Source organism: Pseudomonas fluorescens (assembly GCF_002022275.1).
In the GTDB taxonomy this organism is placed as follows: Bacteria; Pseudomonadota; Gammaproteobacteria; order Pseudomonadales; family Pseudomonadaceae; genus Aquipseudomonas; species Aquipseudomonas fluorescens_AJ.
This window is the reverse complement of sequence record NZ_MSDF01000014.1, coordinates 580,725-604,113: the sequence shown is the minus strand read 5'-3', so window position 1 is coordinate 604,113 and position 23,389 is coordinate 580,725. Positions and strand designations below refer to the sequence as shown.

General features: G+C 61.3%; 17 protein-coding genes. 8 read left to right on the top strand and 9 right to left on the bottom strand.

The features are described 5' to 3' along the window. Window positions 1-261 precede the first annotated feature (261 nt). On the bottom strand, window positions 262-2,445 hold the full coding sequence (gene uvrD, locus BFW87_RS11015) for a DNA helicase II (protein ID WP_078739857.1): 2,184 nt from the start codon (window positions 2,443-2,445) through the stop codon (window positions 262-264). Between the two features lie 279 nt (window positions 2,446-2,724). Between uvrD and BFW87_RS11010 the strand changes: the two genes are divergently transcribed. From BFW87_RS11010 to BFW87_RS32250, 3 genes are all read left to right on the top strand, one after another. Further along, window positions 2,725-5,598, top strand: coding sequence for a putative bifunctional diguanylate cyclase/phosphodiesterase (locus BFW87_RS11010; protein WP_078739856.1), 2,874 nt, complete (start codon window positions 2,725-2,727; stop codon window positions 5,596-5,598). Window positions 5,599-5,760: 162 nt separating this feature from the next. Continuing rightward, complete coding sequence (gene hexR / locus BFW87_RS11005) at window positions 5,761-6,627, top strand: transcriptional regulator HexR (protein ID WP_010168370.1); 867 nt, start codon at window positions 5,761-5,763, stop codon at window positions 6,625-6,627. 222 nt (window positions 6,628-6,849) lie between these two features. After that, a complete protein-coding gene (locus tag BFW87_RS32250; protein ID WP_078739855.1) occupies window positions 6,850-7,044 on the top strand; it encodes a PA3496 family putative envelope integrity protein in 195 nt (64 codons plus the stop codon). Here BFW87_RS32250 and BFW87_RS10995 read toward each other — a convergent pair. Then, window positions 6,974-7,948, bottom strand: coding sequence for a LysR family transcriptional regulator (locus BFW87_RS10995; protein WP_078739854.1), 975 nt, complete (start codon window positions 7,946-7,948; stop codon window positions 6,974-6,976). The two genes, BFW87_RS32250 and BFW87_RS10995, sit on opposite strands and share 71 nt — an antisense overlap. Before the next feature lie 196 nt (window positions 7,949-8,144). Here BFW87_RS10995 and BFW87_RS10990 point away from each other — a divergent pair, with 196 nt between their 5' ends. Next, entirely contained in the window at window positions 8,145-9,560 is a 1,416-nt protein-coding gene (locus BFW87_RS10990) for an acetyl-CoA carboxylase biotin carboxylase subunit (protein ID WP_078739853.1), read from the top strand. Between the two features lie 11 nt (window positions 9,561-9,571). Then, entirely contained in the window at window positions 9,572-11,380 is a 1,809-nt protein-coding gene (oadA, locus tag BFW87_RS10985; protein WP_078739852.1) for a sodium-extruding oxaloacetate decarboxylase subunit alpha, read from the top strand. A 75-nt stretch (window positions 11,381-11,455) separates the two neighbouring features. Here oadA and BFW87_RS10980 read toward each other — a convergent pair whose 3' ends face one another. Both BFW87_RS10980 and BFW87_RS10975 read right to left on the bottom strand, forming a co-directional pair. Then, window positions 11,456-12,718: an autotransporter outer membrane beta-barrel domain-containing protein gene (locus BFW87_RS10980; RefSeq protein WP_078739851.1), complete on the bottom strand. Its 1,263-nt coding sequence runs from the start codon at window positions 12,716-12,718 to the stop codon at window positions 11,456-11,458. Window positions 12,719-12,827: 109 nt separating this feature from the next. Next, entirely contained in the window at window positions 12,828-15,800 is a 2,973-nt protein-coding gene (locus BFW87_RS10975; protein WP_078739850.1) for an autotransporter outer membrane beta-barrel domain-containing protein, read from the bottom strand. A gap of 229 nt (window positions 15,801-16,029) precedes the next feature. Here BFW87_RS10975 and BFW87_RS10970 point away from each other — a divergent pair, with 229 nt between their 5' ends. Together BFW87_RS10970 and BFW87_RS10965 are read left to right on the top strand one after the other, a co-directional pair. Beyond that, window positions 16,030-17,364, top strand: a complete 1,335-nt coding sequence (locus BFW87_RS10970; RefSeq protein WP_176159738.1) for a HipA domain-containing protein — start codon at window positions 16,030-16,032, stop codon at window positions 17,362-17,364. Beyond that, the gene (locus tag BFW87_RS10965; protein WP_078739848.1) at window positions 17,361-17,636 is read left to right on the top strand and encodes a helix-turn-helix domain-containing protein; all 276 of its coding nucleotides are present in this window, start codon (window positions 17,361-17,363) and stop codon (window positions 17,634-17,636) included. The genes BFW87_RS10970 and BFW87_RS10965 overlap by 4 nt, the downstream gene beginning before the upstream one ends. 147 nt (window positions 17,637-17,783) lie before the next feature. On the opposite strand, the gene BFW87_RS10960 is transcribed toward BFW87_RS10965, so the two are convergent. Genes BFW87_RS10960 through BFW87_RS10950 form a run of 3 tightly spaced genes read right to left on the bottom strand, consistent with a single transcriptional unit; the run spans window position 17,784 to window position 19,547 of the window. Then, window positions 17,784-18,455, bottom strand: coding sequence for a GNAT family N-acetyltransferase (locus BFW87_RS10960; protein ID WP_078739847.1), 672 nt, complete (start codon window positions 18,453-18,455; stop codon window positions 17,784-17,786). Between the two features lie 10 nt (window positions 18,456-18,465). After that, entirely contained in the window at window positions 18,466-18,912 is a 447-nt protein-coding gene (locus BFW87_RS10955) for a GNAT family N-acetyltransferase (protein ID WP_078739846.1), read from the bottom strand. Beyond that, a complete protein-coding gene (locus BFW87_RS10950; protein WP_078739845.1) occupies window positions 18,909-19,547 on the bottom strand; it encodes an FMN-binding negative transcriptional regulator in 639 nt (212 codons plus the stop codon). Before BFW87_RS10950 ends, BFW87_RS10955 begins: the two co-directional genes overlap by 4 nt. An 87-nt stretch (window positions 19,548-19,634) precedes the next feature. Here BFW87_RS10950 and BFW87_RS10945 point away from each other — a divergent pair, with 87 nt between their 5' ends. After that, window positions 19,635-21,173 (top strand): PLP-dependent aminotransferase family protein, encoded by a 1,539-nt coding sequence (locus tag BFW87_RS10945; protein WP_078739844.1) that lies wholly within the window; start codon window positions 19,635-19,637, stop codon window positions 21,171-21,173. Between the two features lies 1 nt (window position 21,174). On the opposite strand, the gene BFW87_RS10940 is transcribed toward BFW87_RS10945, so the two are convergent. Both BFW87_RS10940 and BFW87_RS10935 read right to left on the bottom strand, forming a co-directional pair. After that, complete coding sequence (locus BFW87_RS10940; protein WP_078739843.1) at window positions 21,175-22,266, bottom strand: polyamine ABC transporter substrate-binding protein; 1,092 nt, start codon at window positions 22,264-22,266, stop codon at window positions 21,175-21,177. Beyond that, window positions 22,263-23,303 (bottom strand): histone deacetylase family protein, encoded by a 1,041-nt coding sequence (locus tag BFW87_RS10935; RefSeq protein ID WP_078739842.1) that lies wholly within the window; start codon window positions 23,301-23,303, stop codon window positions 22,263-22,265. The genes BFW87_RS10940 and BFW87_RS10935 overlap by 4 nt, the downstream gene beginning before the upstream one ends. Window positions 23,304-23,389: the final 86 nt, after the last annotated feature.

Here is a 23,389-nt window from a genome sequence, read left to right as displayed (position 1 = left end):
TGCACGCGCGCCATGTTGCACAGGTGTCGTGACAGTGGCTAGCGGCAGAGTGTTTCGGGCTTTTGCGTAAGACCGATTCCGAAGGGTCTGTAGGACTAGTTACAGATATTGGCCCGTGCGGCCAAAAAACAAGGGCAAACCACTGATCGTTCCCACGCTCTGCGTGGGAACGCATCCTGTGACGCTCTGCGTCACGACTTTAAAGCGGAACGCGGAGCGTCCCAGGCGGCATTCCCACGCAGAGCGTGGGAACGATCAGTATCAGATTGCTTCGAGCTTCGCGTAGCCCATCATCAGCCATTTACTGCCTTCGGCGAAGTTCACCTGCACCCGTGCCTGGGCGCCCGCGCCTTCGAAGTTGAGGATCACGCCTTCGCCGAACACTGAATGCCTGACCTGCTGGCCAAGGCTGAACTGGGTTTCCGGAATCTCGGAACCGGCAAACAGGATGCTGGCGCTCTGCTGTTGACCACCGCCGAACGGGCGACTCACGCTGTTGGAAAGGCGCACTTCCTGGATCAGCCCCTTCGGCACTTCACGTACGAAGCGCGACACCTTGTTGTAGGTCTCGCTGCCGTACAGGCGTCGGGTCTCGGCGTAGGTCATCACCAGGTTCTGCATGGCGCGGGTGATGCCCACGTAGGCCAGGCGGCGTTCCTCTTCAAGGCGGCCAGGTTCTTCCAGGCTCATCTTGTGCGGGAACAGGCCTTCTTCCATGCCCACCAGAAACACATACGGAAACTCCAGGCCCTTGGCGCTGTGCAGCGTCATGAGTTGGATGCTGTCTTCATGCTCGTCAGCTTGTGTATCACCGGCTTCCAGCGACGCATGCCCGAGGAAGGCGGCGAGCGGGGTCAGCTCTTCATCTTCCTCGTTGTTTTCGAACGCGCGGGCGGCGCTGACCAGTTCCTCAAGGTTTTCTACCCGCGCCTGGCCTTTCTCGCCTTTTTCCGCTTCGTGGTAGGCAATCAGCCCGGACTGCTCGATAACGGTCTGGGTCATCAAGTGCAATGGCATTTCCATGCACTTGGCGCTCAGGTTCTCGATCAGTTCGACAAACACACCCAACGCCCCGGCCGCACGGCCAGTCAGGCCTTTGTTGGCGATCAGCAAGCGCATGGCTTCCCACATCGACACATCGGCATGGCGTGCGTGGTCGCGAATGGCTTCGACGGTTTTCTCGCCAATGCCGCGCGCCGGGATATTGATCACCCGTTCCAGCGCCGCATCGTTGCCACGGCCTTCCAGCAAACGCAGGTAAGCCATGGCGTTCTTGATTTCAGCACGCTCGAAGAAGCGCTGGCCGCCGTAGATGCGATACGGAATGCGCTCGCGCAGCAAGGCTTCTTCCAGCACCCGCGACTGGGCGTTGGAACGGTACAGAATTGCGATATCGCTGCGTGCCAAGCCGGTTTTCAGGGCGCTTTCGATGGTTTCCACCACGTAGCGCGCTTCATCGTGCTCGTTGAACGCCGCGTACAGGTTGATCGCTTCGCCTTCGCCGCCGTCAGTCCACAGCTCTTTGCCCATACGCCCGGTGTTATTGGCGATCAGCGCGTTGGCAGCCTTGAGGATGCCGGCAGTGGAGCGGTAATTCTGCTCCAGACGGATGGTGATCGCGTCCGGGAAATCATCGGAGTACTGATAGATGTTCTCGATTTTCGCGCCGCGCCAGCCGTAAATCGACTGGTCGTCGTCGCCGACCACCATCAGGCTGTCGCCGCCCTTGGCCAGCAGGCGCAACCAGGCGTACTGCACGGCGTTGGTGTCCTGGAACTCGTCCACCAGAATGTGGCGGAAGCGTTTCTGGTAATGCGCCAGCAAGCCCGGGTTGTCGCGCCACAGGTCGAGGGCGCGTAGCAGCAGCTCGGAGAAGTCGATCACGCCGGCGCGCAGGCAGGCAGCCTCGTAGGCCTCATAAATGCTGCGCATGGTCGCCAGAAACAAATCGCCGCTGGCCTGAATATGTTGCGGGCGCAGGCCTTCGTCTTTTTGGCCGTTGATAAACCATTGCGCCTGGCGCGCCGGCCAGCGTTGCTCGTCGAGGCCCAGTTCGCGGATCACGCGCTTGACCAGGCGTTGCTGGTCATCGCTGTCGAGAATCTGGAAGGTCTGGGCCAGGCCCGCCTCCTGCCAGTGCGCCCGCAACAGGCGGTGCGCCAGGCCGTGGAAGGTGCCCACCCACATGCCGGCCGGGCTGATGCCCATCAACTGCTCGATGCGGTGGCGCATCTCGGCAGCAGCCTTGTTGGTGAAGGTCACCGACAGGATGGAATGCGGGGACGCGTTTTCGACCTGGATCAACCAGGCGATACGGTGCACCAGCACTCGGGTTTTACCGGAGCCAGCACCGGCCAGGACCAACTGACGGCCAACGGGGGCTGCTACGGCCTGGCGTTGGGCATCGTTGAGGGAGTTCAGCAAAAGGGAGAGATCATCGCGCATCGGCGCATTCTAGGGTGCCCGGGGGAGTGGGGCAAATGCCAATGCCGGGTGGTCGACGGAAAACTTCAGGGGCATTTGCGACGAGGCGAAGATTCTGCTGTGAGGGATGACCGGTCAGTCATGGGCCGCAGCCCGCGCAGCGTCTCGTTCAAGCTGTCTGGCCCAACCGTTTGCGGTTAAAAGTCCTACAGATTTTATGACCGGGAGCAGTTTGGCCCAAGCGCTTGCTTGTGTATGCTCCGTGCACGTTTCGGGCTCACCATTATAAGAACACTGCCTATGACCCTCAGCACCGACCTGTTCGGCCCCTCGGCGGCGCCCGCGCAGGTCATCCGTAAACACTACGCAACCGAGATGGCGGTCGAACGCACTCGCCTGCTGTACCAGGGTTCATTGCTGCCGACGTTATTGATGTTGGTGAACGGTCTGGTCTGCGCCTGGTTGTTGTGGAACCCCAAGCAATATGTGTTGGACAGTATCTGGCTCGTCTGGCTGCTAGCTTTGGTGGCACTGCGCGTCATTCAGGTGGCGGCCTTTGATTCAGCGATGCCCAGCCGCCAGGCCCAGCCGGTCTGGGGGCGTATGTTCATGCTGGGCTCGGCGGTCAGCGGCCTGACCCTCGCCACAGCCGCCATCGCCCTGGTGCCGGCAGACAACTTCATGCAGCAGGCCTGGGTGTTCGGGCTGATCGGCGCTGCGACGCTGTCGGCCAGCGTGGCCTATGCCGTGAGCCTGCCCGCGTTCCTGTCCTTTGCCGTGCCGTGCCTGTTGCCGGCCATTGTCTATCTATTCTGGGACGGCACCTCGCAGCAGCAAGGTTGGGGCGTGTTGGGGTTGATCCTGCTCGCCTCGTTGAGCTTGGTGGCGTGGCAGGTCAACCGCCTGATCCAGCGCGGGTTGCTGCGCCGCTTTCAGAACCAGGCGCTGATCGAGCATCTGCAACAGGCGCAGCAGCGCAGTGAGCAGTTGAATCAGGAGCTGGTGCGCGAAGTCGAACAGCGCCGCCAAATCGAACAGGAGTTACGCGACGCGCAAGTCGGCCTGCAAGACCGCGTGGCGCAGCGCAATCAGGAGCTGGACGCTGCCAGCCTCGCCCTGAACAAGAGCGAGGCGCGCCTGGCCATGGCGCTGCAAGCCAGTGAGCTGGGGTTGTGGGACTGGAACCTGCAAACCGACGAAGTCCATCACACCCAGCTCAAGGAATTGTTCGGCCTGGAGCCCGAGTACGTCACGGCGATGCTCAGCCACCTCAAACCGCGCCTGCACCCCGAAGACTTGCCGCTGCTCAAGCGTGCGCTGGTGGAGCACCTCAAAGGCCGCAGCGAGGATTATCAGGTGGAATACCGCGTGCGCCATGGCGATGGGCACTGGGTGTGGATCGAAGACCGTGGTCGCGCGGTGGAGCGCGCGCCGAGCGGCCGCGTCACGCGCATGCTCGGTACCCGCCGCGACATCAGTGCGGACAAGGCCCTGGAAGAACAACAACGGCTGGCCTCTACCGTGTTCGAAGCCGCCAGCGAAGGCATCGTGATCCTCGACCCGGATTACGTGTTGATCGCCGTTAACCAGGCCTTCAGCCGCGTCACCGGCTTTGAAATCGACGACATGATCGGGCGCAACGTCGTCGAGCTGCCGAGCAGCCGCGACGCCCGCCGCCATTTCCCGGTGATCCGCCAGGCGCTGCTCAGCCACGGCACTTGGCAAGGCGAGCTGGTAGAAACGCGCAAGAGCGGTGAGCTGTACCCGCAATGGTTGCAATTGAATGTAGTGCGCGATGTTCGCGGAAAAGTCAGCCATATCGTGGGCTTTTTCGCCGATCTTTCAGCACGGCGTGAGTCCGAAGAGCGCATGCGCTACCTCACCCACTACGACGAACTCACCGGGCTGGCCAACCGTTCGCTGTTCCGCGAACGCCTGCGCGAAGCCCATGCGCGCGTGCGCCAGGGCGGGCGTAGCCTTGCGCTGCTGCACATCAACCTGGACCGCTTCAAGCTGCTCAATGACAGCCTGGGGCATGAAGTGGCGGACCAGTTGCTGCAGAAAATGGCGCGCCGGCTGATCAATGCGTTACCCGAGGCCGACACCATTGCGCGGTTGTCCGGTGATGAATTCGCCGTGTTGTTCGATGCCTACGGCAGCCTTTCCAGCCTTGCGCGGGTGGCCACGCGATTGCTCGCCAAACTGCGCGTGCCGGTCACGGTGGAAGGGCATGAGCTGGTGGTCAGCGCCTCGATGGGCGTCAGTCTTTTGCCGGATAATGCGCGGGAAATTTCCGCACTGGTCAGCCAATCGAACATGGCCATGCAGCACGCCAAGCATTTGGGCGGCAACAATTTCCAGTTCTTCACCGACAGCCTGCAAGCCAGCACCCTTGAGCGTTTGCAGCTGGAAAACCACCTGCGCAAGGCCATCGATGACCGCCAGCTTACGGTCTTCTACCAACCCAAACTGTGCCTGGCGACGGGCAAACTGAATGCCGCCGAGGCGCTGATCCGCTGGGAACATCCGCAGTGGGGCATGGTGCCTCCGTGCGACTTTATCGGTTTGGCCGAAGAGACCGGCTTGATCGTGCCGCTGGGCGAATTTGTGCTGCGCCAGGCCTGTTGGCAGGCGTGCGAGTGGCAGCGCCAGGGGCTGGCGCCGATTCGGGTGTCGGTGAACCTCTCGGTGCATCAGTTGCGTCAGGGCAAACTGGTCAGCCTGGTTCGTCAAGTACTCGAAGAGACCGGCCTGGACCCGCAATACCTGGAGCTTGAGCTGACCGAGAGCCAATTGCTCGACAGCGTCGAACACATCATTGCGACCTTCCAGCAATTGCGCGATTTGGGTGTGAAGCTGGCGATTGACGACTTTGGCACCGGCTATTCATCCCTGAGCTACCTCAAGCGCATCCCGGTGGATTACGTGAAGATCGACCAGACCTTTATTCGCGGGCTGGGTCAGGGCCGGGAAGACGCCGCCATTACCCGCGCAATCATCGCCATGGCACATGGGCTGGCGCTTAAAGTGGTGGCCGAGGGCGTGGAAGATCAGCAGCAGCTGGATTTCCTGCGCGGCGAGCGCTGCGACGAGGTGCAGGGCTACTTGATCAGCCGGCCGATGCAGGCCGAAGGGCTGGCAGAATTGTTACGTAAAGATGCAGATTTTCCTTAACGCCGGTTGATACGCCCGTATGGCTACATGGTGCCTGCCCGCTGAATCAGAGGGCATCAGGGCGATTTAGTGATGCATCGGACGGGCAAAACGACAATTCTTGTAGTATAACTACAAGCTTGCTACATCCCTGGCGTCTGCCAATAACAAGAGTCCTGCCCTTTGAACCTGTTGCAACATATCGCCCAGTCGCGCCACCTGTTACGCAAATCGGAACTCAAGGTTGCCGATCACGTGCTGCTTGACCCTGCGGCCGTGATGCACAGTTCCATGGCCGACCTGGCCCACAGCGTGGGCATCAGTGAGCCGACCATCGTGCGTTTCTGCCGCGCCATCGGTTGCTCCGGGTTCCAGGACTTGAAACTCAAGCTGGCCCAGAGCCTCGCCGCCGGAGCGAGCTTCGGCCAGTTTGCGATCCATGAAGACGATTCCGTCGCTGACTACAGCCTGAAAATCTTCGACACCACCTTGCACACGCTGATGGAAGTGCGCGAGAAGCTCGACCCGGTGGAGTTGCAAAAGGCCGTGACGGCGATGTCCCAGGCTCAGCGTGTCGAGTTCTACGGCTTCGGCGCTTCCGGCGCAGTGGCCGCTGACGCCCAGCACAAATTCTTCCGCTTGCTGCTCACCGCTGCGGCCTACAGCGACCCGCACATGCAGGCGATGTCGGCGGTGACGTTGAAGCCAACCGACGTGGCGATCTGCATTTCCCAGTCCGGCCGCTCCAAAGACCTGCTGATCACCGCCAACCTGGTGCGTGAAAGCGGCGCGACGTTGATCACCCTGTGCCCGAGCCAGACGCCGCTGGCGGAGCTGTCGACGGTCAACCTGGCGATCGACGTGCATGAAGACACCGAGATCTATACGCCGCTGACCTCGCGTATCGCCCACCTGGTGGTGATCGACGTGCTGGCGATGGGCGTGGCCATGGCGCGTGGCCCGAGCCTGGTGAACCACCTCAAGAGCGTGAAGCGCAGCTTGCGCAGCCTGCGGTTGTCGCCCAAATCCGTCAAAGCCCTCGACGACTGACCTCAAGGCCATACCTGGTCAACATGTGGGAGCTGGCTTGCCTGCGATAGCATCACCTCGGTTTGACTGACAGACCGAGTTGTCTGCATCGCAGGCAAGCCAGCTCCCACCGTTGATTTGCATCGAGGCTGGAAGATTCATCGTCCTGTAACCCCCGCGCCGCCAAACCGTCATGCCCCGCGCCCATCCTGTACTCCCCGTACTCGCATTGGGAGACTCAACATGGCCCGGCAATACGAAGACAGCAGCAGCGTCAAAACCCGTCGTCAGCAAGAAGACCAGCGCCGCATGGCGTTCCGTCGCGCAATCGAAGACCGTTGCGAGGAGCGCCAATTGCTCCAGAGCATCAGTGACTACCCGGAACTCCACTGGCAGGCACCCGTGGCTGCCCAGCGAAACGCTCAGCCAGCGCGCTGATCTGCACCCGTTCGCTGCGGATAAAGCCCAGGAACGCATGGGCCACCGGTGACAAGCGCTTGGCCTTGGCTTGCACCAGGCACCAACTGCGGTACAGCGGCAATTCTTCCACCGGCAGCTCCTTGAGCCCGCCGGTGGCCAGTTCCAGGTTGACCGCGTGGCGCGTCAGCAAGGCCACGCCCAAACCTGCGTTCACGCATTCACGCTGCGCCTCGGCCGAGGCGACTTCCACCGTCTGGGTGAAGTGCACGCGTTTCTCCTTGAAGTACTCCTCGCATGCCAGCCGCGTGCCGGAACCCGGTTCGCGCAACAGCAGCGTGTAAGGTTCCAGGTCTTGCAGGCGCAGCGGGCCTTGCAGGCTCAAGGGATGATCCGGCGGCGCTACGGCGACGATCGGGTTGTTGAGGAATGGCAGAAATTCCAGGCCCATGTCCTGGGGCACCATCGACATGATCACCAAGTCATCGCGGTTGTCCGACAGCCGTCGAATCACCTGCGCGCGGTTGACCACCGTCAGGTGCAGCTGCACTTCCGGGTGCTGGCGTTTAAAGGCCGCAAACAAGTGCGGCACAAAGTATTTGGCGCTGGATTCCACCGCCAGCTTCAACTGGCCCTGCAACGAACCCTGCATGTCCGACAGCTGCATGTCGAGGTTTTCCAGGCGCCCGAAAATGTCGCGGCTGGCTCGTTGCAAGGCTTCAGCCGCCTCGGTCATGTAGAGCTTTTTACCGACATAATCGAACAATGGCTGGCCGATCAGCTCTTCCAGCTGACGAATTTGTAGGCTAACGGCCGGTTGTGTGAGGGACATTTCCTCGGCGGCGCGGCTGTAGGACCGCAAATCACAGACTTCATTGAAAATCTGCAACTGACGCAATGTCATACGCATCAATGACTTACGCATTATCTAAACCTTTCTTTCGGCTGCCGTGGCGTCAACTATAAGTCTTTACTTATACACGACCCAATAATTATTGATTTTTGTTAATCCTCCGGTGCGCATAGTGTGTGTCTCGCGACTGTCATGAAATATTTAGTCACGCGCCGACCCGGATCCAGGGGGTCGTAGTTCGCAGCAATCGGCTCAAGGGAATTTCCAAGTGATAAAAAAGATCCTGATCGCCAACCGTGGTGAGATTGCCGTACGAATCGTGCGTGCCTGCGCCGAGATGGGCATTCGCTCGGTCGCGGTCTTTTCCGACGCCGACCGCCATGCGCTGCACGTCAAACGTGCCGACGAAGCCCACAGCATTGGCGCCGAGCCTCTGGCCGGTTACCTGAACCCGCGCAAGCTGGTGAACCTGGCGGTGGAAACCGGCTGTGACGCGCTGCACCCCGGCTACGGTTTCCTCTCCGAAAACGCCGAGCTGGCCGACATCTGCGCCGAACGCGGGATCAAATTCATTGGTCCATCGGCTGAAGTGATTCGCCGCATGGGCGACAAAACCGAAGCGCGCCGCAGCATGATCAAGGCTGGCGTACCGGTCACTCCGGGTACTGAAGGCAACGTCGCCGACATCGCCGAAGCCCTCACCGAAGGCGACCGCATTGGTTACCCGGTGATGCTCAAGGCCACCTCCGGTGGTGGCGGTCGTGGTATCCGCCGTTGCAACAGCCGTGAAGAACTCGAACAAGCCTTCCCCCGTGTAATTTCCGAGGCCACCAAGGCGTTCGGTTCGGCGGAAGTGTTCCTGGAAAAATGCATCGTCAACCCCAAGCACATCGAGGCGCAGATCCTCGGCGACAGCTTTGGCAACGTGGTGCACCTGTTCGAGCGCGATTGCTCGATTCAGCGCCGTAACCAAAAGCTCATCGAAATTGCCCCAAGCCCGCAGCTGACCCCGGAACAGCGCGCCTACATCGGCGACCTGTCGGTGCGCGCGGCCAAGGCCGTGGGTTACGAGAACGCTGGCACCGTGGAGTTCCTGCTCGCCGAGGGCGAGGTGTACTTCATGGAGATGAACACCCGGGTGCAGGTCGAACACACCATCACCGAAGAAATCACCGGCATCGACATCGTCCGTGAGCAGATCCGCATCGCCTCGGGCCTGCCACTGTCGGTGAAACAGGAAGACATCCAACACCGGGGTTTCGCGTTGCAGTTCCGTATCAACGCTGAAGACCCGAAGAACAACTTCCTGCCGAGCTTCGGCAAGATCACCCGTTACTACGCCCCCGGCGGCCCCGGCGTGCGCACCGACACGGCGATCTACACCGGTTACACCATCCCGCCGTTCTACGACTCCATGTGCCTGAAACTGGTGGTGTGGGCGTTGACCTGGGAAGAAGCCATGGACCGCGGCCTGCGTGCCCTGGACGACATGCGCCTGCAAGGCGTGAAGACCACCGCCGCCTACTACCAGGAAATCCTGCGCAACCCGGAATTCCGCAGCGGCCAGTTCAACACCAGCTTCGTTGAAGCCCACCCTGAACTGACCAACTACTCGATCAAGCGCAAACCCGAAGAGCTGGCCCTGGCCATCGCCGCCGCCATCGCCGCCCACGCAGGCCTGTGAGGAATACAACAATGTCCAAAAAAATCTTTGTCACCGACACCATCCTGCGCGACGCCCACCAATCGTTGCTGGCCACGCGCATGCGCACTGACGACATGCTGCCGATCTGCGACAAGCTCGACAAAGTCGGCTACTGGTCCCTGGAAGTCTGGGGCGGTGCGACCTTCGACGCCTGCGTGCGCTTCTTGAAAGAAGACCCGTGGGAGCGCCTGCGCAAACTGCGCGCCGCGTTGCCTAACACGCGCCTGCAAATGCTGCTGCGCGGCCAGAACCTGCTGGGCTACCGCCACTACAGCGACGACGTGGTCAAAGCCTTCGTTGCCAAGGCCGCCGTGAATGGCATCGACGTGTTCCGTATCTTCGACGCCATGAACGACGTGCGTAACCTGCGCGTGGCCATCGAAGCGGTGAAAGCTGCCGGCAAACATGCCCAAGGCACCATCGCCTACACCACCAGCCCGGTGCACACCGTCGAGGCGTTCGTGGCTCAGGCCAAGCAGCTGGAATCCATGGGTTGCGACTCGATCGCGATCAAAGACATGGCCGGTTTGCTGACGCCGTACGCCACTGGCGAGCTGGTCAAGGCGCTGAAAGCCGAGCAGACACTGCCGATTTTCATTCACTCCCACGACACTGCTGGCCTGGCTGCGATGTGCCAACTCAAGGCCATCGAAAACGGTGCCGACCATATCGACACCGCCATTTCCAGCTTCGCCTGGGGCACCAGCCACCCGGGTACCGAATCGATGGTTGCCGCCCTTAAAGGCAGCGAATTCGACACCGGGCTGAGCCTGGAACTGCTGCAGGAAATTGGCCTGTACTTCTACGCCGTGCGTAAGAAGTATCACCAGTTCGAAAGCGAATTCACCGCCGTCGACACCCGCGTGCAAGTCAACCAGGTACCGGGCGGGATGATTTCCAACCTGGCCAACCAGTTGAAAGAGCAGGGCGCGCTGAACCGCATGAGCGAAGTGCTGGCCGAAATCCCGCGGGTGCGTGAAGACCTTGGCTTCCCGCCGCTGGTCACGCCGACCTCGCAGATCGTCGGCACCCAGGCGTTCTTCAACGTGCTGGCCGGCGAGCGCTACAAAACCATCACCAACGAAGTGAAGCTCTACCTGCAAGGCGGCTACGGCAAGGCGCCGGGCGTGGTGAATGAAAAACTACGTCGTCAGGCCATTGGCAGCGAAGAAGTCATCGACGTGCGCCCAGCTGATTTGCTCAAGCCGGAAATGACCAAGCTGCGCGGCGAAATCGGCGCGTTGGCCAAGTCCGAAGAAGACGTGCTGACCTACGCCATGTTCCCGGACATCGGCCGCAAGTTCCTCGAAGAGCGCGACGCCGGCACCCTGGCGCCGGAAGTGCTGCTGCCAATCCCTGAAGCCGGCGGCGTGGCCCGTGCCGGTGGTGAAGGCGTGCCGACCGAGTTCGTCATCGACGTGCACGGCGAAAGCTACCGCGTAGACATCACCGGTGTCGGCGTGAAGGCTGAAGGCAAGCGTCACTTCTACCTGTCCATCGATGGCATGCCGGAAGAAGTGGTGTTCGAACCGCTCAACGAATTTGTCAGCAGCGGCGGCAGCAAGCGCAAGCACGCCACCGAGCCGGGCCATGTCAGCACGGCGATGCCGGGCAACATCGTCGATGTGCTGGTCAAGGAAGGCGACATGGTCAAAGCCGGCCAGGCCGTGCTGATTACCGAAGCCATGAAGATGGAAACCGAAGTGCAGGCAGCGATTGCCGGCAAGGTGACCGTTGTTCACGTGGCCAAGGGCGACCGGGTCAACCCTGGCGAAATCCTGATTGAAATCGAAGGCTGATTCAGCCTTCGACACGACCGTTTAATCCTCGGGGGGGCAGGTGCCCTCCTTTTTTTTGCCTGCGATTTGGCGTGCTTAAAACCGCATCTGCCACTGCCCCATCAGGCCATGGCTGCTGCTGTTGGCGCCTTTTTCACCACTGTAGGCCAGACCGAGGCTGTGCTCGGTGGACAGCGCCAGGTCCAGCCCGGCCTGCAGATTGAAGCTGTTGCGGTCCAGTGCAGTGCCCTTGATGGTGAAGTCGTCTGTACGCAGCGCGGCATGGCTGAAGGACTGGCGAACCTGACTGTCAACGGCGCCGTACAAGTGTTTCCAGCTTGTGCTCACGTGGGGGGTGAGGCTCATCCGGTTGTCGAAGCGGTACACCGTGGCCAGGCGCAGGCCGAAGGTGCTGTTCAGGTTTTGCTGGGTCTGTGGGCCGACGTTCAGCGCCGTCACACCGCCGTTTTCCTTGAACCGGTCGCGGTGATAGCGCTGGTAACCGAGGCCCGCAAAGGGTTCGACGCTCAGGTCGGCGTCACCCAATTCATAACCCAACTCTGAAAACAGGGTTTGGCTGGTGGCGTCGTATGTGCTTTTGAGAGACTCCTTGTAATCAAGTAGCTCGACACTGCGCGTGTTCTTGCCGCCATGGCTGCTGTAGATCGCCCCCAGGCGCAGAGCCAGCGGGCCGTCCCGGCGTACCGCGTAACCGCCCAGGTGCCAGCTGTCGAGTTCGGCGGCGAAGCGTTGCGCATCCAGGCGGCTGGTGGATTTGGCGCCCATTACGCCGACCCGCCAGGCGTGGTCCAGCGCCCAGTCGGCGCCGAGCATCAGGCCTTGGGTGCCGTGTTTCAGGCCAGTCTTGAGGCTGCCGTCGTTGCTCAAGCCTTGCACCCAGAAATGGCCGTCGTCGTCATCCGGCAGGGTGCGCAGGGTTGAGAGCAATTGCTGGTTGAGGTGCTGCGTGGTGTTTTGCGTGGAGGCGGCCAGGTTTGCATTTTGGCTGCCTGCAAGCTGTTCGAGCGCCGCGCCAATCCCGCCCGGTTGTTGCGCCAGCTGAGCGCCGAGCTTCTCCAGGTTTTTGATTTGTTCAGAGGTCAATTGGCCAGATTGCAGCAGCCGAGTCAGGGCGGGTTCCAGCACCTTCGCCACCTGCAGGCCATTGTGCGTGGTTGCGTTTTGGGTCAGTGAGCCGTCGATGGGGGCCGCTTTGTTCTCTGGCGGGGAAAACCACTCATCATTAAGCCAGTCATAGTCCGCAGGCGAGCTGATGGGGTCGCGCGCTTGCGCTTGTTGCAGGCTGGCAGCCAGCGCAAGGCTGATCACAAGTACGGTTCTGTAGGGTGTAAAGGGCATGAATTCCCAACCTCTTATGGATGAGGCCGGGAATTTAGCGAGGTGGCGGGTCGATAACTGTCAGGCTACTGACCCGTGATGTGCGGGAGTTGTCCTTACTGGAGCGCGATTAAAAACTCATCTGCCATTGGCCGACCAGCGCGTGGTTGCGGCTGTTGCTGCCGATTTCGCCGGTGTAGCCCACACCCAGGCTGTGGCGGGCTGACAAGCCTACGTCCAGCCCGGCTTCGAGCAACAGGCTGTCACGGTCCAGGGCGCTGCCTTCGACGTTGAACGCCGTGCCACCCGCGAGGAAAGCCTGGCGCGTGCTGTTGTCGACATCGCCATAGGTGTGTTTCCAGCCGGCGCTGACCCTTGGGGTGAGGCTGATGCCGTTGTCCAGTTGGCTCAGGTGTGCCAGGCGCAAACCGAAGGTGCTGCTGAAGTTGTCCTGGGTCTGGCCGTCCACATGCAGCGCGGCGGCGCCGCCTTTTTCGGTGTAGCTGTCGCGCTGGTAACGCTGGTAGCCGAGGCTGGCGAACGGTTCGGCACTCAGGTGGCCGGTGCCCAGGGCGTAGCCCAATTCGGCGAAGGCTTGCTGGCTGTTGGCATCGTAGTCGCCTTTGGGGCGGTCGTTGAAACCGTTGAAGGCCACCGTGCGTTTGCTGTCGCCCTGATGCCCGCTGTAAGCCGCGCCGAGGCGCAAGGCCAACGGGCCGCTTTGGCGCAGCGCGTAGAGACCGGCGTGCCAGCTGTCGACGCTGCCGTCGACGCCGGTGGTGTCCAGGTCGGTTCTGGAATAGCCACCGAGTACGCCGAGGCGCCATTCGTTGTCCAGCGCCCAGTCGGCGCCCAGCACCGTGCCTTTGGTGCGTTGGGTCAGGCCATTGCTGCCGTGATCGCCGTCAAGCTTGCCGTAGCTGCCGATGCCTTGCAGCCACAGGCGGCCGCGTGCGTTGGGGTCGTTGAGGTTACGCGCATCGCTCGGCACGCCGGTGGCGGCGAGTACGGGCGTGTCTTTTTGATCGAGCCCGACCAGCAAGCCTGCGCCGCCGCCCAGTTGATGCATCGCCGCGAGCATGCTGTTGCCCACTTGGGCGCTGGCGCCGAGGGTGGCAGCTGTGAGGTTGGCGGTGCTGCTGCCCGCCAGTTGCTCAATGGCCGCGCCAGCGGTGGCGTTGGTGGTATTGAGCAAGGCGTTATACAGCGTGCTGTTTTTGCCCAGGCTCGCCAGGCTGTTGGCGGCGTTGCTGCCGTTGCCGGTGCTGGCGAACTGGTTGAAATTGATGTCGTTGCGCGTGTACGTCAGGCCAACTTGGGTGGGGCTGTAATCCAGCGTCGGCGTGAGGAAGGCATAGTCACTGGTGACGTTGCCGAAGGTGCCATTGATGCTGCCCGCTTGCAGCACGGTGTAATGGCTCTGCCACGGGTAAGTGCCGGTACCCGGGTTGACGGCCAGCGTGGCGCCATTCAAATAGGCCGTGCCGCCGACCTGAACCGGCGCGCTGCTGCCGTCGGCGTTTACGCCATAGGCCAGGGTCGAGCCGCTGCTCATGGTCAAGTCGCGGGTGATGGTCGTAGTGCCCAACGCGGTGCTGGTTTGCAAGGTGCCGTTGACCAGCAGGCTGCCCACCGAGCCGCCACCGGCATAAATACCGCCCGCGTCGACCGTCACGTTACCCACGATGCTGCCCTGGTTGATCAGTTTGGCGCCGCTGAAAATCTCGCCGCCGTCGCTGAAGTCACCCTGGCTGGTGAGGGTCCAGGTGCCTTGTTTTACGTCCAGCCATTCGAAGTTGCGGCTGTTGCCGAAACTGCCGCCGGCCGGGTCGTCCATGGTCACGCGGTCATAGCCGGTGCCGCCGTCTACCAGGCCGACAAAGCGGCTGCCGCCGAGCAACACCAGCTTGTCGTCGCCACCGCCCAAATCCAGAGCCAGGCCGTTGCTGCCGCTGATGGTGCCGCCGTTGATCACGGTGTCGGCAAAGTTGCCGACGAACTTCACGCCAAAGCCGTTCAGACCCTGAATGGTGCCGTGGTTTTCCAGGGTGGTTGCCGCAACGCCCGGTCCGTCGCTGCCGTCGTCCACCAGTACCGCGTTGTTGGCGCCACTGACCAGCGCGCCGCTGGCGTTGTACACATAGCCGCCGCCCAGCGCGATACCTTCGCTGCCGTTGGCAAAGCCGTTTTTGTCCACACCGCCTGCGCCGACGCCCTGGATGATTCCGTAGTTTTCAATGTGGGCGACTTTGTCGATGTCCACGCCATCGCCGTCGCCATCCGGTTGCAGCCCGGAGAACGCGCCAGTGATGGTGCCGTGGTTGATCACTGTGCCGTCGCCGTCGGAACCGAAGCCCGAACCGTTGCGGCCGATGACCGTGCCGTAGTTGGTCAGCGTGGCGCCAAGGTCAGTGGTGATGCCATGGCGGCCACCGGAAATCAGGCCGTAGTTGGTCACCGTCACGCCGGTGGCGGAGTCGATGTCCACGCCGTCGAACTTGTCGTCGCGCGAGAACGTATCGCCCGTCGAAATTTCGCCATAGTTGGTGATCGTGGCGTTGCCGCCGGTCTTCATGCCGTCGCTGGCATCACCGCGAATCAGCCCGCCTGCGCGGTTGATGATGGTGGTGGTGACGTTGCTGCTGCGGATCGCATCCAGGTCCAGCCCTTGGCCGGTGGCCGAGCGAATGGTGCCGCTGTTGTCGATCAACAAGCTGCCGCTGGGGAAATTGCTGTTGATGCGCAGCGCGTCGTTGGCGCCCTGGATCACGCCGCCGGCGAGATTGTAGATGCTGTAGTTGCGCGCCCCGGTAAGGGAGCCCGAGCTGTCGATGCCACGCCCACCGCTGGAAACCAGCTTGCCCGCGTTGGTGATCACCACGCCCGCGCCGCTGGTGCCATCTTTCAAGGTCACCGCCACGCCGGGCGTGGTGATGCTGCCCGCCGCCGACGTGGTCAACGCATCACTGCCACCCAGGGTTTGCCCCGTGGTGGTGGGTGTGTTGATCTGCAGGTTTTTCGGCGGGGCAGTCGCCGCTTCGACGAAGCCGCTGCTGGCCAATAAAGTGATGGCGAGCGCGAGGCGATGGGGAGACGGGGGCATGGCAGGCGACCTTGTTATGGGAAACGAGTCGACCTGTATAGCGGAGGGGGGTTGCAGGAATGTGTCAGAGAAGTTGCAGATGCTCTGATTGCATTAAATTGCACTTTTTGGAAGGTTTCAGGCATTGAAATGCATTTTAATGCGTAAAATCGCTCCGCAAGACAGAGCTGAATGCACTATATTGCAGTAGTACCCTCGCAAATCGCTTAATAGGTGCACTAAATTGCAGATGGACACCCCCTTCAGTTTGATGTTGCAACTCTTCACTGAGGGTCAGTGGCGTGATGCTATGCGGTTGGAGTTCTCTGATCCTCAAAAAGGTTTTGATGGGCCCTGCCGGTTTCATTACAGGCAGGATTACCTCGTGGATAACCTTCAGGACATCCAGCTGCCTTTCTCCACATCCGTCAGTGCGCGGTTTCCACTGGAGTGGGATGTAGCGGCCCTCAAATCAGCGCCAGCTTTTTTGCATGATATTGCGCCTGCGGGTGCAGCCAAGCGCTTTTTGATGAGCCGAATCGGGCGCGAGAAGCCAGAGGAGATCAGCGCAGATTTATTCTTGTTGGGGCGCAGCACGCCGGCACCCATTGGCAACATGCGTATCAAGGAGTCAGTGCAAGCGTTGGGTGGTGGGGTCTCCATGGGTTTTCCACGTCATGAAGTCATCAGTCGTGATAACCGCTTCCTTGAATATGCCTATGAACAGGGCGCCGCCATTGGCGGGGCGACAGGGGCGGGCGGTGAAGCGCCAAAACTGTTAATGACGCAGGGCATTGATGGCCTGTTGTACCCGGACGCCATCCTGAACGATGCCGACGTCACTCAGCACTGGTTTATCAAGTTCGCCCGCAACCAGGCCACGCAGCTCGATCAAGACATCCTGAAAAGTGAATATCACTATTACAAGGCACTTCAAACACTCGGAATAGAAACCGTTGCCGCAGAAGGGCTGGCATTGGAAGAGGCCACCAAGCCCAGCCTGTGGATGCATCGCTTTGATCGCCGAGTCAGTGAGAAAGGCGTCGAGCGATTGGCTGTGGAATCGATTTACTCCCTGTCGGGCGTGACGACACCCGGCAGCTACATGGACCATTCGCAGGTCATCAGGCTGTTGGTGAACCAATGGCGTGCGGTGGGGCAAGAGGCCCAGGTGGCCGATCTGGTTGCGGACTATTTGCGTCGAGATTTGCTGAACAAAGTGTTGGGCAACGCAGATAACCATGGGCGAAACACGTCGATCATCCGTGGGCGCGACTCGCTGCGGCTAGCGCCTATTTATGACCTGGCCCCGATGGTGATGGACGCCGAAGGCATTACCCGAACCACCAAGTGGCCCAAAGCGTTGGAAGTGGCAGGTGATATCAACTGGCGAGGCGTGTGCGATTCGTTGGCCGAGTCAGTCGACCCGGAACAATCGTATGAGCGGTTGCGACATGACGCTGAACAACTGCGAGCGTTGCCGGACATCCTGGTCGCCAGCGGCTTGCCCACGGCGACCTTTAACCATCCCGGCATCCCGTTGGGAAAACTCGACCTGCGCTTGAAACAATGGGGCCTGAGATGACGATTACCCTTGATGCTCGTGCTCTGATGATCGAGAGCATTGAACAAGGCCTGGCTGACGGTTCGCTCGAAATAGGCGCCGCCGTGCGCCGCCTGCGCACCGAAGTCACCGGCCTTCACCAGAGCCAGTTCGCCAAGATGTGCAAAATCTCCGTGCGCACGTTGGTGCATATCGAACAGGGTGAAGGGAATCAAACATTGAAGTCGTTGAATGCTGTGTTCCGGCCGTTCGGAATGAAGATGGGCGTGGTGAAAGTTCGCAGAAGTTTGTAGGGCGGCCGAGCACAAGGCTCAATTTGATAGAGATCTAATGTGGCGGGCTTGCCCGCGATGGCGGTGGGTCAGCAATGGAGATGTTGGCTGACAAATCGCTATCGCGGGCAAGCCCGCTCCCACAGTGATTAATGGTGTTTGGGGAATTCAGTCTCGGCACTGGGCCAGGCTTTTCACCTGACCGTCACCACTCTGATTCGCCTCCGACAACCACTCTTCAAACCCCGCGCCAACCTTCGGCCATTCCGAGTCAAGAATCGAATACCACGCGGTATCACGGTTTTGGCCCTTGACCACCATGTGCTGGCGGAACACGCCTTCAAAACTGAAGCCCAGGCGCTCAGCCGCATATTTGGAGCGGCCGTTGCCGTTGTTGCACTTCCACTCCAGGCGACGGTAACCCTGGTCGAAGGCGTGCTTGGCGAGCAGGTACACCGCCTCGGTGCTTTTCGGCGAGCGCTGCATCGGCGCGCCGAAGGTGACGTGGCCGATTTCGATGCGGCCCTGGGCCGGGACGATGGACATCAGGCTGAGAATGCCTTGCACCTGCCCGCTGGCGCGGTCGATCACGCTGAAGAAATACGGGTCGCTGTGTTGGGCATGGTTGTTGAGCCACGCATCAAACGCGGCGCGCTCGGGGAAGGGGCCGTAGGGTAAATAATCCCACAGTTTCGGGTCGGCGCCGGGGCCTTGCAGGGCCTGGAACAAATCATCGCCATGGCGCTCCGGGTCGAGTTTTTCCAGGCGGATAAAGCGCCCTTCGAGCAGTTGCACGGTCGGTGCGGGGACGCCTTTCCAGTCGGCGAGGGAAGTGGACATGCTGCGCTCCTTAAAGACCTTTGCGAAATTGAATGAAACCCGGGCGTTCGGCGATGCGTTCGTACAGCTGGATCGCCGTTGCGTTGGTTTCGTGAGTCAGCCAGTGCACTTTGGCGCAACCATCGGCCTTGGCGGTGGCGTAGACGAATTCGATCAGTTGGCGGCCGACGCCGGTGCCGCGTTGGGCCGGGTCCACCAGCAAATCCTGCAGGTAACAGGAGTTTTCGATGCTCCAGTTGGAACGATGGTAGATGAAGTTGACCATGCCCACGGCCTTGCCGTCCTGCCAGGCCAGCGCCGAGTGGGTCGGTTCGCTCGGGTCGATCAGGCGCTGCCAGGTGCTTTGGCTGACGGCGTCCGGCAGTTCGGTGTTGTAGAACTTCAAATACGCGTGCCACAGCGGCAGCCAGGCGGCGTGGTCGGCGGTGGTGACCGGGCGGATGTCGAACTGACTCATTCTGAAACTCCTTGGGGAATAAAGCGCGCCAGGGTCTGGTCGCGCACATCAATGCTGGCGGCCAGGCCGTTGCGTACGCCGGCGATGTCAGCCGGGCTGCGGTTCTGGCTGAGTTTGCGTTTGCCGATCAGCCGCTCGATCGGCAAGGCGAAGCCGACGATGGCCCTGAGCATGCCTTCAATGTAGTCGGCGGGGGCGTCGCTGACTTTCCAGGGCTGGGCGCGGCCATCTTCGTGGCGATCGGTCAGCGCCGTGACCACGCTGAGCAAACGCTCGGCGTCACTGAACACCTCGGCTTTGCCGTAGGCATGCACGGCGATGTAATTCCAGGTCGGCACCACTTTGCCGTGCTCGGCCTTGGTCGGGTAGAACGCCGGGCTGATGTAGGCCTCGGCCCCGGCAAAAATCACCAGCGCGTCGCTGCCGTTCTGCAGCTCTTTGCCCTGCGGGTTGGCTTTGGCCAGGTGGCCGTACAGCGTGCCGTTCGGGCCTTCATCCGGGTTGAGCAGCAGCGGCAAGTGGCTGGCCATGAGCCCTTGCTCACCAAAGGTCACCAGCTGCGCCAGGCGGGTGTGCTGGATCAATTGATGCAGTTCGGGCAATTCGTCGAGCGTGAAGGCGCGGGGCACGTACATGGAAATATTCCTTGGCGAATGCCTGCATCCTAGGCAGGCTAATGGTTCGTTTAAAGAGCCATCTGGCATCCATTTCATAGGTCCAATATGCCGCCCATTGCGCCGCCACTGTCATTCAACCCTGCCGGAATTGAACTTGATCGTCGTCAGGGCCTGACGCGCCAACTGTATGAAGCTTTGCGTCAACGCGTGCTGGACGGGCGCCTGGTCAGCGGCACGCGTTTGCCGGCGACCCGCGACTTGGCGGCGGCACTGTCGATCTCGCGCAACAGTGTGGTGCGGGCTTACGATCAGCTGTACGCGGAGGGGTTTACTGAGAGCCGGGTCGGTGATGGCACTTATGTCGCTCAACTGCCCGGGGCGAAAAAACTATCCACAAAACCATCCACAGGGTTATCAACATGCTTATCCCCAGCCTTATCCACAAAATGGGCAAATTTGCCTGAAGATCTGGACAGTGAAGTTATCCACAGCGCAGGGTTGGCACGGATAAAAACCAACCATCTTTCACAGCCACCGTCCGGGCCGCCACGGGCCTTTCGCGTAGGCGTACCGGCATTCGATCTGTTTCCTTTTGAGGTGTGGGCCAAGTTGAACGGGGCGTTCTGGCGCAACCCGGACCTGGAGCAGCTCTGCTACGGTGACCCGGCAGGTGACGCTCGTTTGCGCGGCTTGATTGCCGCTTACTTGCGCAGCGCGCGGGGCATGCAGTGCACGGCTGAGCAAATAGTGATCACCAGCGGCGCACAGCAGGCAATTAGCCTTTGTGCACAGCTGCTGGTAGAGCCGGGAGATGGGGTGGCAGTGGAAAACCCCGGCTATCGCGCGGCCGGGCATGCATTCGCCTTGGCGGGCGGCAAACTGCATGGCGTACCGGTGGACAGCGAGGGCATTGATTGCCAGGTGCTCAACACGCTGGATGATTGCCGTGTGGCCTACGTCACGCCGTCCCATCAGTACCCGCTGGGCGTGGTGATGAGCCTGGCGCGACGCCTGGAACTGCTCGCCTGGGCCGAGCGCACGTGCGGCTGGGTCATCGAGGACGACTACGACGGCGAGTACCGCTACAGCGGCGCGCCGTTGTCGCCTTTGGCAGCCTTGGACCGAAGCGGGCGCGTGCTGTACGTGGGCACGTTCGGCAAGGTGGCATTTCCCGCATTGCGCCTGGGTTACCTGGTATTGCCACCGGGTTTGGTGGACGCGTTCTCGCGGCGCCGCGCCGTCGACATGCGCCACTCCGAAGTCAGCACCCAGGCGGTGATGGCTGAGTTCATGGCGGCCGGGCATTTCCAGCGGCACATCCGGCGCATGCGTCGCGCGGCGTTGAGCCGACGCAATGCGTTGCTGGCGGGCTGGCCCAGCGGGTTGCCGGGTGTGGGTGAGTTGCCTGGCGTGGCGGCGGGGCTGCACATGACCGTACGTGTGGACAGTTTGGCCCGTGAGCAACAATTGCTCGAGCAAGCGCACGCGGTGGATGTCGAGATCAACGGTTTGAGCACGTACTGGCTCGCACAATCGACCACCCCCGAGGATCAGCGTGCTGGCTTGGTACTGGGCTTTGCCGCCGTGCCCGAAGCGGGCATTGCGCAGGCACTGGCGCGGTTGCGCCAGGCCTGGCAACGCTGAATCAGGTACCCGACTTGATCTTGGTCCAGGCGCGCGTCCTCGCCCGTTCCGCATCACGCCCCAAGGGTTTCAAGGTGTACAGCGTGGCCATCGCGGCCTCGGTCGGGTACAGGTTGGGGTTATTGCGAATCGCCGGGTCGACCAGCCCGGTCGCGTCCTTGTTCGGGTTGGGGTAACCGACAAAATCGCTGATGGGTGCGATCACCTGAGGTTGCAGCAGGTAGTTGATGAAGGTGTAGGCGTCCTGCGGGTTCTGCGCGCCTTTGGGGATGGCGAGCATGTCGAACCAGATCGGCGCGCCTTCCTTGGGCAGGCGCATGTCCACAGTCACACCATTCTTGGCTTCCTTGGCGCGGTTGGCGGCCTGGGAAAAACTGCCCGAGTAACCGACAGCCACGCAGATGTCGCCGTTGGCAATGTCGGCCATGTATTTGGACGAGTGGAAGTAGGTGATGTAGGGGCGGATTTTCATCAGCAAGGCTTCAGCCTTGACGTAATCCTTGGGGTTGCTGCTGTTGGGGTCCAGGCCCAGGTGCTGCAAGGCCAACGGCAGAATTTCCGAGGGTGAGTCGAGCAAGGCCACGCCGCATTGTTTAAGTTTGCTGATGTTCTCTTCCTTGAAGATCAGGTCCCAGCTGTCCACCGGTGCATTGGGGCCCAGCACGGCTTTGACCTTGTCCGGGTTGAAGCCGATAAGGATAGTGCCGTACATGTAGGGCACGGCGAATTTATTGCCGGGGTCGTTGGCTTCGATCAGCTTCATCAGCTTGGGGTCGAGGTGGTTCCAGTTCGGCAACTGGCTGCGGTCCAGCGGCTGGAACACGCCGGCTTCAATCTGCTTGGCGAGGAACACGTTGGACGGCACCACCACGTCATAGCCCGAGTTGCCGGTGAGCAGCTTGGCTTCCAGGGCTTCGTTGGTGTCGAAGATGTCGTACACCAGCTTGATCGCCGGGTTTTGCGCCTTGAAATCTTCCAGCGCCTTGGGCGTGATGTAGTCGAACCAGTTGTAGACCTTGAGGGTTTTTTCTTCAGCCTGTGCCGCGCCGCTCAACACGGCGGCGCACAAGGCGAGGGAGGTGAGCAGCTTCATCGGGTGACTCCTTCCAGTTCGAAACCTTCAAGGACGTTGACGGCATTGATGCCGATTTCTTCGACGGCGTAGCCGCCTTCCATCACAAACAGAGTGGGCTTGCCCAGGCGCGCGAGGCGTCGGCCCATGGCCAGGTAATCCGGGCTGTCGAGCTTGAATTGGGAAATGGGGTCGTCCTTGAAGGTGTCCACGCCCAGAGACACCACGATGACGTCAGCGCCGTAGCGTTCGACCTCTGCGCATGCCTCTTCGAGCGCTGCGCTCCACTGGCCCCAGCCTGAGCCTGCGGGCAGCGGGTAGTTGAAGTTGAAACCTTCTCCTGCGCCTTCGCCCAGCTCATCGGCGTAACCGAGGAAGAACGGGAATTCTGCCTCCGGGTGGCCGTGGATCGAGGTGAACAGTACGTCGCTGCGCTCATAGAAAATCGACTGCGTGCCGTTGCCGTGGTGGTAATCCACGTCGATGATCGCGACTTTCTGGTGGCCCTGATCAAGAAACGCCTGGGCGGCAATCGCGGCGTTGTTGAGGTAGCAATAGCCGCCCATCAAGTCGCCTGCGGCGTGATGCCCGGGCGGGCGGCACAGGGCGAAGGCACTGGGGGCGCCTGCCTGAATCGCCTGCTGCGCGGTGAGCGCCACTTGCGCCGCGCTGTACGCCGCTTGCCAGGTGCCGGCGGTGATTGGTGCCCCGCCGTCAAAGCTGTAATAGCCAAGTTGGCCGTGCAAACTGGTGGGCAGCACGCGGCGCAGGGTGCGGGCGGGCCAGGTGTAGGGCAGCAAGTCGCCGTCCTGGCCGAATTCGGTCCAGCGCGCCCAGGCACCTTTGAAGAAGTCGAGGTAGTCGCGGCTGTGAATGCGCTCCAGCGGGGCCAGGCCGAAGTCCTGTGGCGCCTGCACCGGGCCCAGCTCGCGGTCTTTGACCCGTTGCAGTACATGGTCGGCGCGCGAGGGCATTTCGAAACAGGGCATGAGTTGCCCATCCATCAGTTCACAGCGTCCATGGTGCAAATGGTGATCGTCGGAGTAGATCGTCAGCATGGGTACTCCCCGCAGGCCTGTTGTTGTGCCTTGCAGTGTTGCGGGGCGGGGAGTTCAAGAGAATGGCAGGAGCGGCCAGAAGGGGA

Coding starts and splice junctions, on each gene's coding strand:
- uvrD (WP_078739857.1), bottom strand. CDS start 2,445: ATGCGCGATGATCTCTCCCTTTTGCTGAACTCCCTCAACGATGCCCAA.
- BFW87_RS11010 (WP_078739856.1), top strand. CDS start 2,725: ATGACCCTCAGCACCGACCTGTTCGGCCCCTCGGCGGCGCCCGCGCAG.
- BFW87_RS32250 (WP_078739855.1), top strand. CDS start 6,850: ATGGCCCGGCAATACGAAGACAGCAGCAGCGTCAAAACCCGTCGTCAG.
- BFW87_RS10995 (WP_078739854.1), bottom strand. CDS start 7,948: ATGCGTAAGTCATTGATGCGTATGACATTGCGTCAGTTGCAGATTTTC.
- oadA (WP_078739852.1), top strand. CDS start 9,572: ATGTCCAAAAAAATCTTTGTCACCGACACCATCCTGCGCGACGCCCAC.
- BFW87_RS10980 (WP_078739851.1), bottom strand. CDS start 12,718: ATGCCCTTTACACCCTACAGAACCGTACTTGTGATCAGCCTTGCGCTG.
- BFW87_RS10975 (WP_078739850.1), bottom strand. CDS start 15,800: ATGCCCCCGTCTCCCCATCGCCTCGCGCTCGCCATCACTTTATTGGCC.
- BFW87_RS10970 (WP_176159738.1), top strand. CDS start 16,030: ATGGACACCCCCTTCAGTTTGATGTTGCAACTCTTCACTGAGGGTCAG.
- BFW87_RS10965 (WP_078739848.1), top strand. CDS start 17,361: ATGACGATTACCCTTGATGCTCGTGCTCTGATGATCGAGAGCATTGAA.
- BFW87_RS10960 (WP_078739847.1), bottom strand. CDS start 18,455: ATGTCCACTTCCCTCGCCGACTGGAAAGGCGTCCCCGCACCGACCGTG.
- BFW87_RS10955 (WP_078739846.1), bottom strand. CDS start 18,912: ATGAGTCAGTTCGACATCCGCCCGGTCACCACCGCCGACCACGCCGCC.
- BFW87_RS10950 (WP_078739845.1), bottom strand. CDS start 19,547: ATGTACGTGCCCCGCGCCTTCACGCTCGACGAATTGCCCGAACTGCAT.
- BFW87_RS10945 (WP_078739844.1), top strand. CDS start 19,635: ATGCCGCCCATTGCGCCGCCACTGTCATTCAACCCTGCCGGAATTGAA.
- BFW87_RS10940 (WP_078739843.1), bottom strand. CDS start 22,266: ATGAAGCTGCTCACCTCCCTCGCCTTGTGCGCCGCCGTGTTGAGCGGC.
- BFW87_RS10935 (WP_078739842.1), bottom strand. CDS start 23,303: ATGCTGACGATCTACTCCGACGATCACCATTTGCACCATGGACGCTGT.